Below are 13,014 nucleotides of genomic sequence, written 5' to 3'. Positions count from 1 at the left end.
AGGCGTGGCTCAACACGTCGATATTCATCAGACAGTGAAAAGGGAGAGCGATGGGTAAGATCTACGCCGACGTCACGTCCGCGCTGGAGGGGCTGACCTTCGACGGCATGACGATCATGTCCGGCGGCTTCGGCCTGTGCGGCATTCCCGAGAACCTGATCGCCGCCCTGCGCGATTCCGGCGTGAAGGGCCTGACGGTCATCTCGAACAACGCCGGCGTCGACGGCTTCGGCCTGGGCCAGCTGCTGGGCACCCGCCAGATCGCCAAGATGATCTCGTCCTATGTCGGCGAGAACAAGGAGTTCGAGCGCCAGTATCTGGCCGGCGAGCTGGAGCTGGAGTTCAACCCCCAGGGCACCTTGGCCGAGCGCATCCGCGCGGGCGGCGCCGGCATTCCGGCCTTCTTCACCGCCACCGGCGTCGGCACCCTGGTCGCCGAAGGCAAGGAGGTCCGCAATTTCAACGGCCGCGACTATGTGATGGAGACCGGCCTGGTCGCCGACCTGTCGATCGTCAAGGCGTGGAAGGCCGACGAGCGCGGCAATCTGGTCTTCCGCAAGACCGCCCGCAACTTCAACCCGATGATGGCCACGGCCGGCAAGGTCACCGTCGTCGAGGTCGAGGAAATCGTCCCCGTCGGTTCGCTCGACCCCGACCACATCCACACGCCGGGCGTCTATGTCGACCGCCTGATCCAGACCGTGTCCGAGAAGCGCATCGAACAGCGTACTGTCCGTCAGAGAGCAGGCGTCTAGAGGGGCGTGGGGCATGGGGGATGGGGTGTAAGGCGTGACGGCATCGCTCAAATCCTATCGGGAACTGACCGTCTGGCGTGACGGCGTCGCCTTGGTGAAGGCGTGCTATCTCGTCACCCGATCCTTCCCGAAGGACGAGTTGTTCGGCCTGACCTCCCAGATCAGACGCGCCTCGGTATCCGTTCCCGCCAACATCGCCGAAGGGTACGGCAGAGGCTCCCGCAAGGACTATGTCAGGCACCTCATGATCGCACAGGGCTCGCTGAAGGAATTGGAGACCCACCTGATCATCGCAACGGAAGTCGAGCTGATCACCCCCGCCCAGACCGACCCGGTTCTAGACCGGTGCGATCATCTAGGTCGAGGCGTCGGAGCCCTCATCCGATCCCTCCGCGCCAACGACGCCGCTGACACCTAACCCCAACACACCCCACACCCCACACCCCACACCCCACACCCCACACCCGGATCAAACCCATGCCCCGCACCCGCGAACAACTGGCCGAACGCGCCGCCCAGGAACTGCAGGACGGCTTCTACGTCAATCTGGGCATCGGCATCCCGACCCTGGTGGCTAACTACATCCCCGCCGGCATGACCGTGACCCTGCAGTCCGAGAACGGGATGCTGGGCATGGGCCCCTTCCCCTACGAGGGCGACGAGGATCCCGACCTGATCAACGCCGGCAAACAGACCATCACCGAGATCCCCGAGAGCGCCTATTTCTCCAGCGCCGACAGTTTCGCCATGATCCGGGGCGGGCACATCAACCTGTCGATCCTGGGCGCGATGGAGGTGGCCGAGAACGGCGACATCGCCAACTGGATGATCCCCGGCAAGCTGGTGAAGGGCATGGGCGGCGCCATGGACCTGGTCGCGGGCGTCAAGCGCGTGGTCGTGGTCATGGAGCACGCCAACAAGCACGGCCAGTCCAAGGTGCTGAAATCCTGCACCCTGCCCCTGACCGGCACGGGCGTGGTCAGCCGCATCATCACCGACCTGGCGACCTTCGACGTCAAGCCGGACGGCGCGGGTCTCGAACTGGTCGAACTGGCCGACGGCGTGACCCTGGACGAGGTCGCCGACAAGACCGAGGCCGGCTATACGGTAGCGGAAGGCCTGACGGCGGCCTGACCGCCTGCGGCCCGGCTGTTCTCGACCTCGACCAGCGAGCCAGCTTCGTCTCAGGCGACGCCGCGGTCGCCTTGGATGGGGCGCGCCTGGGTCGTCTTGCTCGCCGGCCTGGTCTGGTTCTGAGCCACGGCCGCCCGCACCAGGGCCCTGAACGCCTCGGCGTCGACCACCTCGCCCTCATGGATGTCGATGGCCCGGCGGGCGTTCCCCTCCAGGCTGGCGTTGAACAGGCCCGCCGGATCGGCCAGAGCCGCGCCCTTGGCGAAGGTCAGCTTCACCACCGTCTTGTAGGTCTCGCCGGTGCACAGGACGCCGTCGCGCTCCCACACCGGCACGCCGCGCCATTTCCAGGTCTCGACCACATCGGGCACGGCCTCGTGGATCAGGGCCCGCATCCGCGCCAGCGCATCCCCGCGCCAGTCGTCCAGCCCCGCGATCCGCTCGTCAATCAGCGCCGACGGAGCCAAGTCGTCCTGGATGGTCACATCGTCTCTCCCGGCGCGAAGCTGGCCTGTCTGACCCGGTCGAGAAGCCGCGCCTTATCCAGCGGTCCGTCCTCGCCCATGTCCAGATAGCGCAGATTGGGCTGTTTCGACGAGCCCGGCGGCGGCGGCCTTCGCCCGACGGCGGGGTCGCCGCCCGAGCCCTGGCGGCAGGATATCGGAAGACCGGCCGGCTGGAAGTCCGTCGAACGCCCGCGTCGAACGAGAGAAATCTACCTGAGATTGTCATTCCGTGTTAAGCTGCGCCGGAGACGGCCCGTCCGGCTCTTATCCCGCGGAGGGAATGGTCATGCCCGACCCGACGATCTTGCGCAGCGGAACGCGCCGTTTCGATCCGACCAAGGCCCGCATCGATCGGGCGCGACAGGTCGAGCTGCTCCGCACGCGAAACCTTCGCGCGGCCGGGCTGCTGGGCCGGCGAACGCCCTATGACCTGAAGCCGTCGTGGCTGACCCTGCGCCCCGACAGGCCGTTTGCTGCGGGCAAGGGCTGGCTTGAATACACCAGTCCCAGCAAGGTCGGCGTCGGCAATTTCGAGGATGGCGACTACATGTTCGCCGCCTTCGACCTGATCTTCGAAAAGGACACGCCGGGCGGCTATTCCATCGAACGGCCGGCGGTGACGATCCAACTGATGACCCCGCCGAGCGCGATCATGCTGGTGGAAATGGACATCCACGCCCACGACTGGCCGCCCGGCGACCCCCGGTTCGAAATCAACGCCGCCGCGCATCAGTTCATCGACATACCCGATGGACACCGGGATACGGTGATGTTCCTGATGCACGACTACGCCTCAATCCAGTCGGCGTGGGCCGAGGGCGCGGACTTCACCAATCGCGACGGAGGATGGGGCTTCTTCGAAGCCCGGATCACGCCCATCGATTGATCGTTCAGCTGTCAGCCGGCCCGAAGAGGCTCTGATACACAGCCTCGAACACCAGCTTAGCACAGGCTCCAGGCCCGATTTCAACCTGAAGATGACCGACGCAGCCTCAGCCCGCCGACTGGATCGTCCAGTCGGCGATCTGGGTGTTGATGTCGCGTGTCGCCGTGTCGAAGGCGGCGACGATGGCCGAGACCCGGTTCTCGCCCGCCGGCTGGCTGACGGTGAAGACCCGTTCGACCGACCGCCCCTGTTCGGGGCGGATGGCCGCTGTTCCGCCGGCCCGGCGTTCCGGCGTCGAACGCAGCTGAGCGCGGGCGGTGATGATCACGTCCGGCGTCGCGCCCGGCGCGGCGTAGCGGGCCTCAAAGGTCGTGACCGTGACCTGCAGCACCAGGGGCGGCGTGCCGGGCTCGCGGCGGCCCAGCACCCGAATCCGGTCGGCCCTGTTGGCGAAGGCCGCCTTCAGGCTGTCGTCAAACAGGGTCGAGGCCGGCGACACCCAGCGCGCCCCGCCGATATAGGCCGTCTCTGTGCCCGTAACGCCCAGGATGCGGTCGTCGCCGGTCGCTTCCGGGAACTCGATGCGACGGATCGACACCGACAGGGGCGCGGGCGTATCGCCCTCGGCCGACGGGGCGTCCATCGGCAGGCCAAAGCGATACATCTGCACCGGATCGGGCGTGGACAGCAGCGAACAGCCGCTCAGCGCCAGGGCCGCGCCGACGGCGACACCCAGTTGAACCAGGGAACGGATCACGGCTGCACCTCCAGCTCTTTCGATTGCGGGCGACCGATGAAGTCGCGCGGACTGGCGCGGACGTCGTCGATCAGGGACTGCAGCGACCGGGTCGCCTCCTGCAGTTCCTCGATGGTTCCGCTCAGTTGCGGCAGGCTGGAGGTCGCGAAGTCGCCCAGCGGCTGCTCCAGTCCGCTGATCGAGCGGTTGGCCGAGGCGATGGCCGTGCGGGCCTCCGCCGTGGCCTGGTTGATGTTGGCGATGGCTTCGCGGCCGTCGGTATTGACGACGGTGCGCATGTCGGCGGCCAGGCCCTGGTATTCCAGGATGGTGTTGTTGGCGTTCTTCACCGCCTCTTCCAGCTCGGCGAAGATGGCCTTGCGGGCCTCCAGCTCGGTCGTCAGGGCCTCGACGTTCTTCACGCTGGTCGAGAAGCTGCGGATATTGTCGTCGGACATGACCCGGTTGATCCGGTTCAGGGCGTCCACCGTCTGAGCCAGCACCGTGCCCGACCCGCTCAGCAGTTCGGCGATCGGCGACGGCTGGCTCTGCAGCACCGGCACGACATTGTCCGGATACTGGTCCTTCAACAGGGCGCTGTTGGGCGAGCCGGCGGTGATCTGGATATAGTTCAGCCCCGTGATGCCCTGCGGTTCCAGCTGGGCGCGCGAGGTCACGCGGACCGGCGTCGTACCGTCGACGCGGACACGGGCGATGACCTGGTCGCCACGCTTGGTGTCGATGTTCAGGTCCGTCACCTCACCGACCCGGATGCCGTTGAAATGCACTTCGCCGCCTTCCGACAACCCGTTGACCGGCCCGTAGAAGACGATGTCGTACAGGTCGTAATCGCTGTTGAACTGCAGCCGGGCCAGCCAGATGGTGAATACCGCCAGGGCCGCCAGCAGGCAGACAGTAGCGATCCCAACCGCGGCGTAATGTGCGTCTCTTTCCATGGTCGGCTCTCCTCAGGCCGCTGTCTTGGTGGCTGCGCGTCCGCGCGGCCCCAGGAAATATTCCTTGATCCACGGATGGTCGGAGCCTTCCAGCTCCTGCACCGTGGCCTTTTCCACGACCCGCTTGTCCGCCAGGACCGCCACCTTGTCACAGATGGCGTACAGCGTATCCAGGTCGTGGGTGATCATGAAGACGGACAGGCCCAGGTCGTCCGACAGCTGGCGTATCAGCTCGTCGAAGGCCGCCGCCCCGATCGGGTCCAGCCCCGCCGTCGGCTCGTCCAGGAAGACCAGTTCCGGATCCAGAGCCAGGGCCCGCGCCAGGCCGGCGCGCTTCTTCATCCCGCCCGACAGTTCGGCAGGCTTCAGGTGATGGTGTTCGGGCTTCAGCCCCACCATGGCGATCTTCAGCTCGGCCAGTTCGTAGATCACCGCCTTCGGCAGCTTGGTGTGCTCCACCAGAGGCGAGGCGACATTCTCGAGCACGCTCAGAGACGAGAACAGGGCGCCCTGCTGGAACAGGATGCCGGTGCGCTTCTCGATATCGGCCGCCTGGTCGCCGGTCAGGGACGCGCGGTCATAGCCCAGCACCTTGACCGACCCGCCCTCGGGCTCCTTCAGGCCGATGATGGTGTTCAGCAGCACGGTCTTGCCCGCGCCGGACCCGCCGACCACGCCCATGACCTCGCCCCGCTTCAGGTCCAGGTCCAGGTTTTCATGGATGGTTCGGTCGCCGAACCGGCTCAGCAGGCCGCGGACCTCGATCAGGGTCTCGTCCGCGCTCGACGTCTTCGCGGCGTCGGTCATATGTCCAGCTCCAGGAAGACCAGGGCGAAGACCGCGTCCAGCAGGATGATGGCGAAGATCGCCTGCACCACCGCCGCCGTCACCCGTCGGCCCAGGCTTTCGACATCGCCGGCGACCGACATGCCCTGGCGGCAGCCGATGGCCGCGATCACCAGAGCGAAGACTGGCGCCTTAACCAGGCCCACCATCATGTGCTGGGCCATCATCCCGTCCTCGACCAGGCGCTGGAAGAAGAAGGCCGGCCCCAGATTCAGCGAGCTCCAGCACACCACCAGACCGCCCGCCAGACCGCCGATCATGCCCATGAAGGTCAGCAGCGGCAGCATCAGCACCAGGGCCGCGACGCGCGGGATCACCAGGGCCTGGAACGGATTGACGCCCATGACCTGCATGGCGTCGACTTCCTGGTTCATCCGCATCGAACCGATCTCGGCCGCGAAGGCGGAGGCCGAACGGCCGGCCAGCAGCACCGAGGCGATCACCACCGCGAACTCGCGGAACATGGCCACGCCGATCAGCTGGACCGCAAAGACCTGGGCGCCGAAGTCCGTCAGCAGGTCCACGCCGATGAAGGCCACCACCGCCCCGATGAAGAAGTTGGTGATCATCACGATCGGAATGGCGTCCAACCCGGCGCGCTCGCCCTGGCTGACCCAGGCGGGCCAGCGGATGCCGCCGGGATGTTTCGCCGCCTCCACCACGGCCATCATCAGCCTTCCCAGGAAGGCCAGGGACAGCATGGCCTCGGCGCCGAAATCATAGACGCCCCGGCCGATCTTGGCGAAGGTTCGGGTGAAGGCGTCCGGACGTTTGGGCGGCGGGGCGCTCTTGCGCTCCAGCGCCTCGATCATCGTGTAGATACGGCCGGCCTCGGGCCGGTCCTTCCAGGCCGACTTGGGCACGCCGCACTGCGACGCCTGGACCAGGGCCAGGGCGCCGGCCGTGTCAAACCGGCCAAGATCGGCGGTGTCGACACTCTCGACCTTGCGCCCGTCCAGCTCCTTGTCCAGCCGCTGGGGCAACCGTCCCAGGGCCGTGGTCGTCCAGTCGCCGACAAGGCGCAGCTTCGCCGCCCCCTCGCCCGCGTCGGTGATCTCGTAATCGGTCTGGCTCATCGCGCCCCGGAAGTCAGAACGGGCATCGGACGGCTCCCCAACCCACGCAAGGAACAGCCGAAATCCCGATCAGCCTAATGGTCAAGCCACGAACCGAAGTCAACGCGCGTTGACATTCACCCACCGCTTTCCTGCCGGACTGTGTCGGACCTGCGTCCCCCATGAGTCTCCCCTAACCGCCACGCTGGCGGTCCGAACCAAACGCGGCCGAACCGGATTCGTTCGACGTTCAACCGATACGCCGGCGAACCGCCGCCAGATCGTCGATGAATCCGCGCCGCGCCTCGGCCTTCGCCGCCGCGTCCGGCAGGCGCAGCAGATAGGATGGATGGATCGTCACCACCCCGACCGATCCGTCATCCAGCGTTTGCGCCTGTCCCCGTTCCTTCGTCACGACCGGCTTGCGGCCCAGCACCGCCAGACCCGCCGTCGCCCCCAGGGCCAGCACCACCCGGGGCTTGATCAGCCGCCGCTCGGCGTCCACCCACCAGCGGCAGGCCTGGACCTCTCCCGCATTCGGGGTCTTGTGCAGCCGCCGCTTGCCTCTCGGCTCGTGTTTGAAATGTTTGACGGCATTGGTGACATAGACGTCCGAGCGGTCGATTCCGGCCTCTTCCAGCGCGGCGTCCAGCACCTGCCCCGCCGGCCCGACGAAGGGCCGGCCCGCCAGATCCTCCTGATCGCCCGGCTGTTCGCCAACGATCATCAGTCGCGCCGTCTTCGGCCCCTCGCCACACACGCCCTGGGTCGCGTCGCGGAACAGGGGACAGCGCCGACAGGCCTGAACCCCGCGTTCGACTGCGGCCAGACTGTCCGGCGTCGCCTCGGCGTCCGGCCGCGCTGCGTGCAGGTCGCGCGCCACGGCGCGGACGAAACGGGCGTTGGGCTCAGGGGCAGGCGCGGCGACCATGACATCGGTCCGAACCGCCGACGCCGCCACCAGTTCCGGGATCAGCGCCGCCTCGGGCAGGTTCTTCCAGTAGCCCTTGGCCATCTCGCCCTGCATCGTCTTCACCTTCAGCCGCGCGGGGTTGAAGGTCGAGGCGTAGTAGGTCTTCCAGAACTCCTCGACCTCGTCCTCGGCCGGCGCCATGTCGCGCGTCGCGGGCGGGCCGAAGCTCAGCGTCTCCGCGTCCCAATGGGCCGACCCGTCCGGCGTCAGGATCGCCCAGCGCATGGTGGTGAAGCGCCGCTGGAAGAAGGGAGCGGTCTTCTCCAGCACCCGGTGCGGGGGCTCGAACCAGGCGACCCAGGCCTCGCCTCGCGCGTCCTCGACCTGCCGGAACCGGACGAAGGCCTTCATCTTGTGCGATGCGCGGCTGACGTTCTTGGCCCGCTCCATCGCCTCGGCCACGTCCCGGTCGGAGACCACCTTGATCAGGTCAGGCTCGTCCCGCAGCCGCCACAGCAGCCGATACAGCAGGTCGAACCGGTCCGCAGACCGATGCAGGATCACCTCGCGCGCCAGGTCCACAAAAGCCTTGGAGACGGTGAACGCCTCTTTCCGCTCATCCCTGTTTTCGCCCGTCATTCGCGGGCCTGTCTCGACCGGCTCGTCGAACAACCCACCCTGCCCCTCAGCCCCCGCCACGCTGAACCGCGCCGCCGCGGGCTCCACGCCGGCCAGCCGCATCGCCCGCGCGGCCCTTCTCCACCCGTCGAAATCCGTCTCCGACGCCAGCACCGCCGCCCGCATCAGAACAGGCTCAGTTGTTCCGACGCCTGAGGCGTCACCCGCGCCTTCAGATCCGCCGCATCGGTCAGCCCGCCCGGCGTCCAGTCCAGCGCCGTGATGAAGGGCCTGATCTTGACCACCGACCGCGTCAGCCGCCCCACGTCCTCCAGCCTCAGCGTCCGATAGCGTCGCACCGAGACGATCCGGTCCACCGCCTTCACCCCCAGGCCCGGCACCCGCAGCAGCATCTCGCGCGGCGCCCGGTTCACGTCGACGGGAAACTGCTCGCGCTTGTTCAACGCCCAGGCCAGTTTCGGGTCGACGGCCAGATCCAGCATTCCGCCCGTCGCGCCTTCGCCGATCTCCGGCGCCGAAAAGCCGTAGAACCGCATCAGCCAGTCGGCCTGATACAGCCGGTGCTCGCGCATCAGCGGCGGCTTGAACAGCGGCAGGACCGAACTGGCGTCCGGGATCGGGCTGAAGGCCGAATAATAGACCCGCCTCAACCCATAACCGCCGTACAGCGAAGCGCTGCGGTCCAGGATCTCGGTGTCGGGCGCCCCGTCGGCCCCGACGATCAACTGGGTGCTCTGCCCGCCCGGCGCGAACTTCGGCGGCTTGGCCTTGTCGCGTTTCGCCGGCCTGGCCGCCTCGACACCCAGCCGCACCTGGCTCATCGCCTTCTTGATGACGCCAACGTCCTTTTGCGGCGCCAGTCTCGCCAGGGCCTCGTCGCGCGGAAGCTCGATGTTGGCCGACAGCCGGTCGGCGTAGAGCCCCGCCATCTCGACCAGTTTCGGATCCGCCTCGGGGATCAGCTTCAGATGGATATAGCCGCGAAAGTCGTGGACCTCGCGCAGCGTCTTGGCCACCAGAACCAGTTGCTCCATCGTATAGTCGCTGTTCCGGATCACCCCCGACGACAGGAACAGGCCCTCGATATAGTTGCGCCGATAGAAGTTCAGCGTCAGGTCGACCACCTCGTCCACATCGAACCGCGCCCGCTCCACGTTGGAGGACGCCCGATTGATGCAGTAGGCGCAGTCGTAGATGCAGAAATTGGTCAGCAGGATCTTCAGCAGGCTGACGCACCGTCCGTCCGGCGTATAGGCGTGGCAGATGCCCATCCCCTCGGTCGAGCCGATCCCCTTGCCGCCGACCGAATCCCGCTTCGACGTGCCTGACGACGAACAGGAGGCGTCATATTTGGCCGCGTCCGCCAGGACCGACAGCTTCTTCCGGAGATCGAGACGCGCCATATGTTCATGATACGTTCCATTTCCGACCAAGGTCCAGCGGCGCCGTAATCTTTTCTAATGTCTTGGATTTTCCGTGCGCGCCTTGCGACGCGACGCCACCTACCTCAGGAGATCCAGCAGCGAAGTGCTCTTCAGGGAATTGATCACCTGCGCGGACGCCTCAATCGCCACCTGGGCCATCTGCAGGTCGGTGATCGCCTGGGCCGGATCATAGCCCGACTTGTCCTGCATCATCTTCTTCAGCGCGGTCTGCTGGGACTGGTGCGCGTCCAGGGCGGACTCGACATGGTTCTGGACCAGGCCGTTCTTGGCGGTCTGATTGGTCAGGCCCTCGTTCGCAGCATCGAAGGTCTTGATCGCCGCCTTCAGGAAGGTCTCGACGTCGGCCGTGGGCTTGCCTGTGATCGATCCTGGGGCCGCCGGCGTATAGGTCACCCCGTCGATCGTAACCGGATTGCCGTTCTGATAGGCTTGAATATTACGGAAGACGTCGGTCAGAGGGCCGCCGATCTCATTGGCGAGGAAGCCGGTCTCGACCGTGGTGTTCTCGTCGATCCGCGACTTCTGCTTCAGGGTATCGTTGGCGAAGGTCGAGGCCGTTGAAGGCGCCAGGGCCAGCTCGCCCATCGTCTTGGCCGTCGCCGGCGCGACGTCGCTCTGACCGCCCGCGAACAGATAGGCGCCCTGGTGTTCGGCGTTCAGGCCGCCCTGGACCGTCTGATACTGCAGGCCCAGTTCGGTCATCAGATTGGTGATGTCGCCGGCCGCCATCGCCCCGGCGATGGCGTCGCGTGCGCCCAGTCCGCCCTCGTAGATCCGGGTCATGGCCAGGTCCTGGGCGCTCAGCCGCGCCGCCGCGCTTTCGCCGGCGCCGATGAACCCCTCCAGCCGGGCCTGGGTCGAGGTCAGGCTGGTCAGTTGCTCGGCGCCCCGGCCATAGCCCGACATGTCGGTGGCGATCTTCTCGCTGGCGATCCGCTCCTGCGCCAGTTGGGCGCGGCTCTGGGCGTTCATCAGATTGAGAAGCGCGGACTGATAGTTTCCGTTGGTGGCGACGCGCGTCATTGCAGTATCCCGATCAGGACGTCGTACATGTCCTTGCTCGCCTGGATCAGGCGGGCAGAGGCGTTATAGGCCTGCTGGAAGGTGGTCATGTTGACCAGTTCCTCATCCATATTGACCCCTTCGGCCGAGGAACGGCGGCTTTCCGCCTCCTGGGCGAGGGCCGTGGCGGTCTCGCTGCGGGTCTTGGCCGCCGAGGCCTTGCCGCCGATATCGCCGGCGAAGTCGGCCGCATAGGCCGACAGGCTCTTGGTCCCGCCGCTGTTGCCGCCTGCAGCGGCGAAGTTGACGTTCTTCTTGCCGGCGTCGGAAAGCAGCAGTCCGCCCCGACCGTCGTTCTTGCTCAGCGCCGGGGTCCCGGCGGCGGCCGACAGGTTCAGCTGGGCCAGGGCGAGCTTGCCCGGATCCTGTTGAATGTCGCTGCGCACCGTATAGCCGCCCGCGCGGTTCGCGCCCGCGCCGCCCAGACCGAACAGCTCCGACATCGACAGGCCCGAGGGCGTCTGGGTCGTGCCGTCCTTGACCACGCTCATGGTCGTGGTCGCGCCGTCATAGGGCTTGAAACTCATCGCGCCCGAGGCGTCCAGGCTGAAGGCGCCATAGCGCCCCACCCCGGTGACCGGATCGTTCAGGGCCGTCAGCAGTTCGCCCATCGTGCCGGTCCCCGCCGGCACCGCCACGGTGACGTCCCGTAGCCGCGCCCCGGATTCGCCGGCGATGCGGAAGGTCAGGTTTTCACCGGGGTCGAACCCGTGCTGGGACGTCAGGCTCAGTCCCGTGTCGTAGAAGGTGGGCGAGGTCGTCGAGACCAGGTCGTTCAGGCCGAACCAGTGCGAGAAGCCGCGGCCGCCCTTGCTGCTGGGCGACGTCGCATCATCGGCGATGGCGATTCCATTGCCGCCCTGCCCCTCCATCCGCAGCCTGCCGTCGACGAAGCTGACCGTCGCCGTCCCGCCCAGCTGCGTATTCAGCTCGGCCAGGAAGGTGGTCGGATCGGCCGCGACGCCGTTGACCGTCATGGTCCCGCCCGAGAAGACAATCTCGGCCGAGGCCTGAATGACGCCAGCGCCGTTCACCGTCGTGATCGTGGTCCTGCCGGTGAAGTCCGTCAGGGCGTTCTGCAGCGACTGTCCGGTATTACGGCCCGTCAGACTGGTCGGCGCCGGCACGCTGCTGTTGGCGTTATGAGCGCGGTTCAACTCGTCGGCCAGCTTGGCCGTCAGTTCGCCCAGGCGCGCCGCTGCGGCCGGGGCGTCGATGTCGCGCAGTTCGACCAGCCCGCGAATCTGGCCCGATGTCACCCCGTCCAGCAGCGGCCACCGCGTCCCGCTGGGCTCGGTGATCATGATGTCGGAGAAGGCCGTTGAAGCGCCCACCGTCCCCGCCGCCTGATAAGAGAGGGTCGCGTGACCCTCGCCGACCAGGGTCGTCCCCGTGCCGGTCCGCAGGGTCACCCCGCCGTTCGCCCGGGCCTCGACCTTGACGTCCATGTACTGGGACAGTTCGTTGATCAGGGTCTGTTGCGCGTTCTGGGAGCCGGTGACGTCCTGGTTGGTGACCGACCCGGATGCGATGGACTTGTTCAGCTTGTCGATCTGTTCCAGCAGCGGATTGATCGTCTCGATCGCCCCCTGCAGCCGCCCGTCCGCCTCCTGCCGCGCCGACTGGATCTGAGCGGCGATGCCGGCCGCCTCGTTGAACAGGGCCTGTGTCTTGTAGACCGTGTCCTGGCGCGCCGCCGACGAGGTCGGGCTCTCGCCCAGGGTGGCGTAGCTGGCGAACAGCTTGTCGATATCGGCGAAGAAGCCGCCGTCGCCGCTGGGATCGCCGAATTGGTTCTGGATCTGGTCGTACAGTTCGTAGCGGACGGTCTGGCGCGCCGCGTCGGCGTTGGCGCTCATGTTCGCCGCCTGAAGGAAACGGTCCGTCGCCAGCCGCACCCGCGCCACGTCGACGCCCGCACCATACCCCTGGGTGACGGCGGAAACCTGGTCGGCGATCTTGCGCACATAGCCAGGCGTGTTGACGTTGGCGATGTTGTCCGATGTGACACGCAACTGGGCCTGCGCAGTCTGCAGGCCCGACGTCGCGATGTTCATGATCGAGTTCAGCGACATGGAAGC

Annotated in this window: 13 protein-coding genes; 4 read left to right on the top strand and 9 right to left on the bottom strand. The window is 66.8% G+C overall.

What is annotated here, in order from left to right; translation table 11 throughout:
• Window positions 1–50: 50 nt before the first annotated feature.
• From ACIQ1T_RS04180 to ACIQ1T_RS04170, 3 genes are read left to right on the top strand one after another with little or no spacing between them, the layout of a single operon-like run.
• Window positions 51–755: a CoA transferase subunit A gene (locus ACIQ1T_RS04180; RefSeq protein WP_395943272.1), complete on the top strand. Its 705-nt coding sequence runs from the start codon at window positions 51–53 to the stop codon at window positions 753–755.
• Between the two features lie 34 nt (window positions 756–789).
• Window positions 790–1,173 carry a four helix bundle protein gene (locus ACIQ1T_RS04175; protein ID WP_395943271.1) on the top strand — a complete coding sequence of 128 codons (384 nt, stop codon included), beginning with the start codon at window positions 790–792 and terminating at the stop codon, window positions 1,171–1,173.
• A gap of 59 nt (window positions 1,174–1,232) precedes the next feature.
• Window positions 1,233–1,889: a 3-oxoacid CoA-transferase subunit B gene (locus ACIQ1T_RS04170; RefSeq protein WP_395943270.1), complete on the top strand. Its 657-nt coding sequence runs from the start codon at window positions 1,233–1,235 to the stop codon at window positions 1,887–1,889.
• Window positions 1,890–1,939: 50 nt separating this feature from the next.
• Here ACIQ1T_RS04170 and ACIQ1T_RS04165 read toward each other — a convergent pair whose 3' ends face one another.
• Window positions 1,940–2,374, bottom strand: a complete 435-nt coding sequence (locus tag ACIQ1T_RS04165; RefSeq protein WP_395943269.1) for a DUF1801 domain-containing protein — start codon at window positions 2,372–2,374, stop codon at window positions 1,940–1,942.
• Window positions 2,375–2,681: 307 nt separating this feature from the next.
• Between ACIQ1T_RS04165 and ACIQ1T_RS04160 the strand changes: the two genes are divergently transcribed.
• Window positions 2,682–3,281: a hypothetical protein gene (locus tag ACIQ1T_RS04160; protein ID WP_395943268.1), complete on the top strand. Its 600-nt coding sequence runs from the start codon at window positions 2,682–2,684 to the stop codon at window positions 3,279–3,281.
• Between the two features lie 106 nt (window positions 3,282–3,387).
• Here ACIQ1T_RS04160 and ACIQ1T_RS04155 read toward each other — a convergent pair whose 3' ends face one another.
• The 8 genes from ACIQ1T_RS04155 to flgK form a co-directional block, all read right to left on the bottom strand.
• The gene (locus tag ACIQ1T_RS04155; RefSeq protein WP_395943267.1) at window positions 3,388–4,038 is read right to left on the bottom strand and encodes an ABC-type transport auxiliary lipoprotein family protein; all 651 of its coding nucleotides are present in this window, start codon (window positions 4,036–4,038) and stop codon (window positions 3,388–3,390) included.
• Entirely contained in the window at window positions 4,035–4,973 is a 939-nt protein-coding gene (locus ACIQ1T_RS04150) for an MlaD family protein (protein ID WP_395943266.1), read from the bottom strand. The genes ACIQ1T_RS04155 and ACIQ1T_RS04150 overlap by 4 nt, the downstream gene beginning before the upstream one ends.
• A gap of 12 nt (window positions 4,974–4,985) precedes the next feature.
• Window positions 4,986–5,780, bottom strand: coding sequence for an ABC transporter ATP-binding protein (locus tag ACIQ1T_RS04145; RefSeq protein ID WP_395943265.1), 795 nt, complete (start codon window positions 5,778–5,780; stop codon window positions 4,986–4,988).
• Window positions 5,777–6,895, bottom strand: a complete 1,119-nt coding sequence (locus ACIQ1T_RS04140) for an MlaE family ABC transporter permease (RefSeq protein WP_395943264.1) — start codon at window positions 6,893–6,895, stop codon at window positions 5,777–5,779. The genes ACIQ1T_RS04145 and ACIQ1T_RS04140 overlap by 4 nt, the downstream gene beginning before the upstream one ends.
• Window positions 6,896–7,124: 229 nt before the next feature.
• The gene (locus tag ACIQ1T_RS04135; protein WP_395943263.1) at window positions 7,125–8,591 is read right to left on the bottom strand and encodes a UdgX family uracil-DNA binding protein; all 1,467 of its coding nucleotides are present in this window, start codon (window positions 8,589–8,591) and stop codon (window positions 7,125–7,127) included.
• Window positions 8,591–9,829 (bottom strand): putative DNA modification/repair radical SAM protein, encoded by a 1,239-nt coding sequence (locus tag ACIQ1T_RS04130; RefSeq protein ID WP_395943262.1) that lies wholly within the window; start codon window positions 9,827–9,829, stop codon window positions 8,591–8,593. The genes ACIQ1T_RS04135 and ACIQ1T_RS04130 overlap by 1 nt, the downstream gene beginning before the upstream one ends.
• Before the next feature lie 99 nt (window positions 9,830–9,928).
• The gene (locus ACIQ1T_RS04125; protein ID WP_395943261.1) at window positions 9,929–10,894 is read right to left on the bottom strand and encodes a flagellin; all 966 of its coding nucleotides are present in this window, start codon (window positions 10,892–10,894) and stop codon (window positions 9,929–9,931) included.
• The gene (flgK, locus tag ACIQ1T_RS04120; protein ID WP_395943260.1) at window positions 10,891–13,008 is read right to left on the bottom strand and encodes a flagellar hook-associated protein FlgK; all 2,118 of its coding nucleotides are present in this window, start codon (window positions 13,006–13,008) and stop codon (window positions 10,891–10,893) included. Before flgK ends, ACIQ1T_RS04125 begins: the two co-directional genes overlap by 4 nt.
• Between the last annotated feature and the right edge of the window lie 6 nt (window positions 13,009–13,014).

Source organism: Brevundimonas sp. (genome assembly GCF_044336875.1).
Lineage (GTDB): Bacteria > Pseudomonadota > Alphaproteobacteria > Caulobacterales > Caulobacteraceae > Brevundimonas.
This window is presented reverse-complemented; position numbering and strand designations above follow the sequence as displayed.

Excerpts from the sequence above, each read along its gene's own strand:
- ACIQ1T_RS04180 (WP_395943272.1), top strand. The coding sequence starts at position 51 with ATGGGTAAGATCTACGCCGACGTCACGTCCGCGCTGGAGGGGCTGACC.
- ACIQ1T_RS04170 (WP_395943270.1), top strand. The coding sequence starts at position 1,233 with ATGCCCCGCACCCGCGAACAACTGGCCGAACGCGCCGCCCAGGAACTG.
- ACIQ1T_RS04160 (WP_395943268.1), top strand. The coding sequence starts at position 2,682 with ATGCCCGACCCGACGATCTTGCGCAGCGGAACGCGCCGTTTCGATCCG.
- ACIQ1T_RS04150 (WP_395943266.1), bottom strand. The coding sequence starts at position 4,973 with ATGGAAAGAGACGCACATTACGCCGCGGTTGGGATCGCTACTGTCTGC.
- ACIQ1T_RS04145 (WP_395943265.1), bottom strand. The coding sequence starts at position 5,780 with ATGACCGACGCCGCGAAGACGTCGAGCGCGGACGAGACCCTGATCGAG.
- ACIQ1T_RS04140 (WP_395943264.1), bottom strand. The coding sequence starts at position 6,895 with ATGAGCCAGACCGATTACGAGATCACCGACGCGGGCGAGGGGGCGGCG.
- ACIQ1T_RS04135 (WP_395943263.1), bottom strand. The coding sequence starts at position 8,591 with ATGCGGGCGGCGGTGCTGGCGTCGGAGACGGATTTCGACGGGTGGAGA.
- ACIQ1T_RS04130 (WP_395943262.1), bottom strand. The coding sequence starts at position 9,829 with ATGGCGCGTCTCGATCTCCGGAAGAAGCTGTCGGTCCTGGCGGACGCG.
- ACIQ1T_RS04125 (WP_395943261.1), bottom strand. The coding sequence starts at position 10,894 with ATGACGCGCGTCGCCACCAACGGAAACTATCAGTCCGCGCTTCTCAAT.
- flgK (WP_395943260.1), bottom strand. The coding sequence starts at position 13,008 with ATGTCGCTGAACTCGATCATGAACATCGCGACGTCGGGCCTGCAGACT.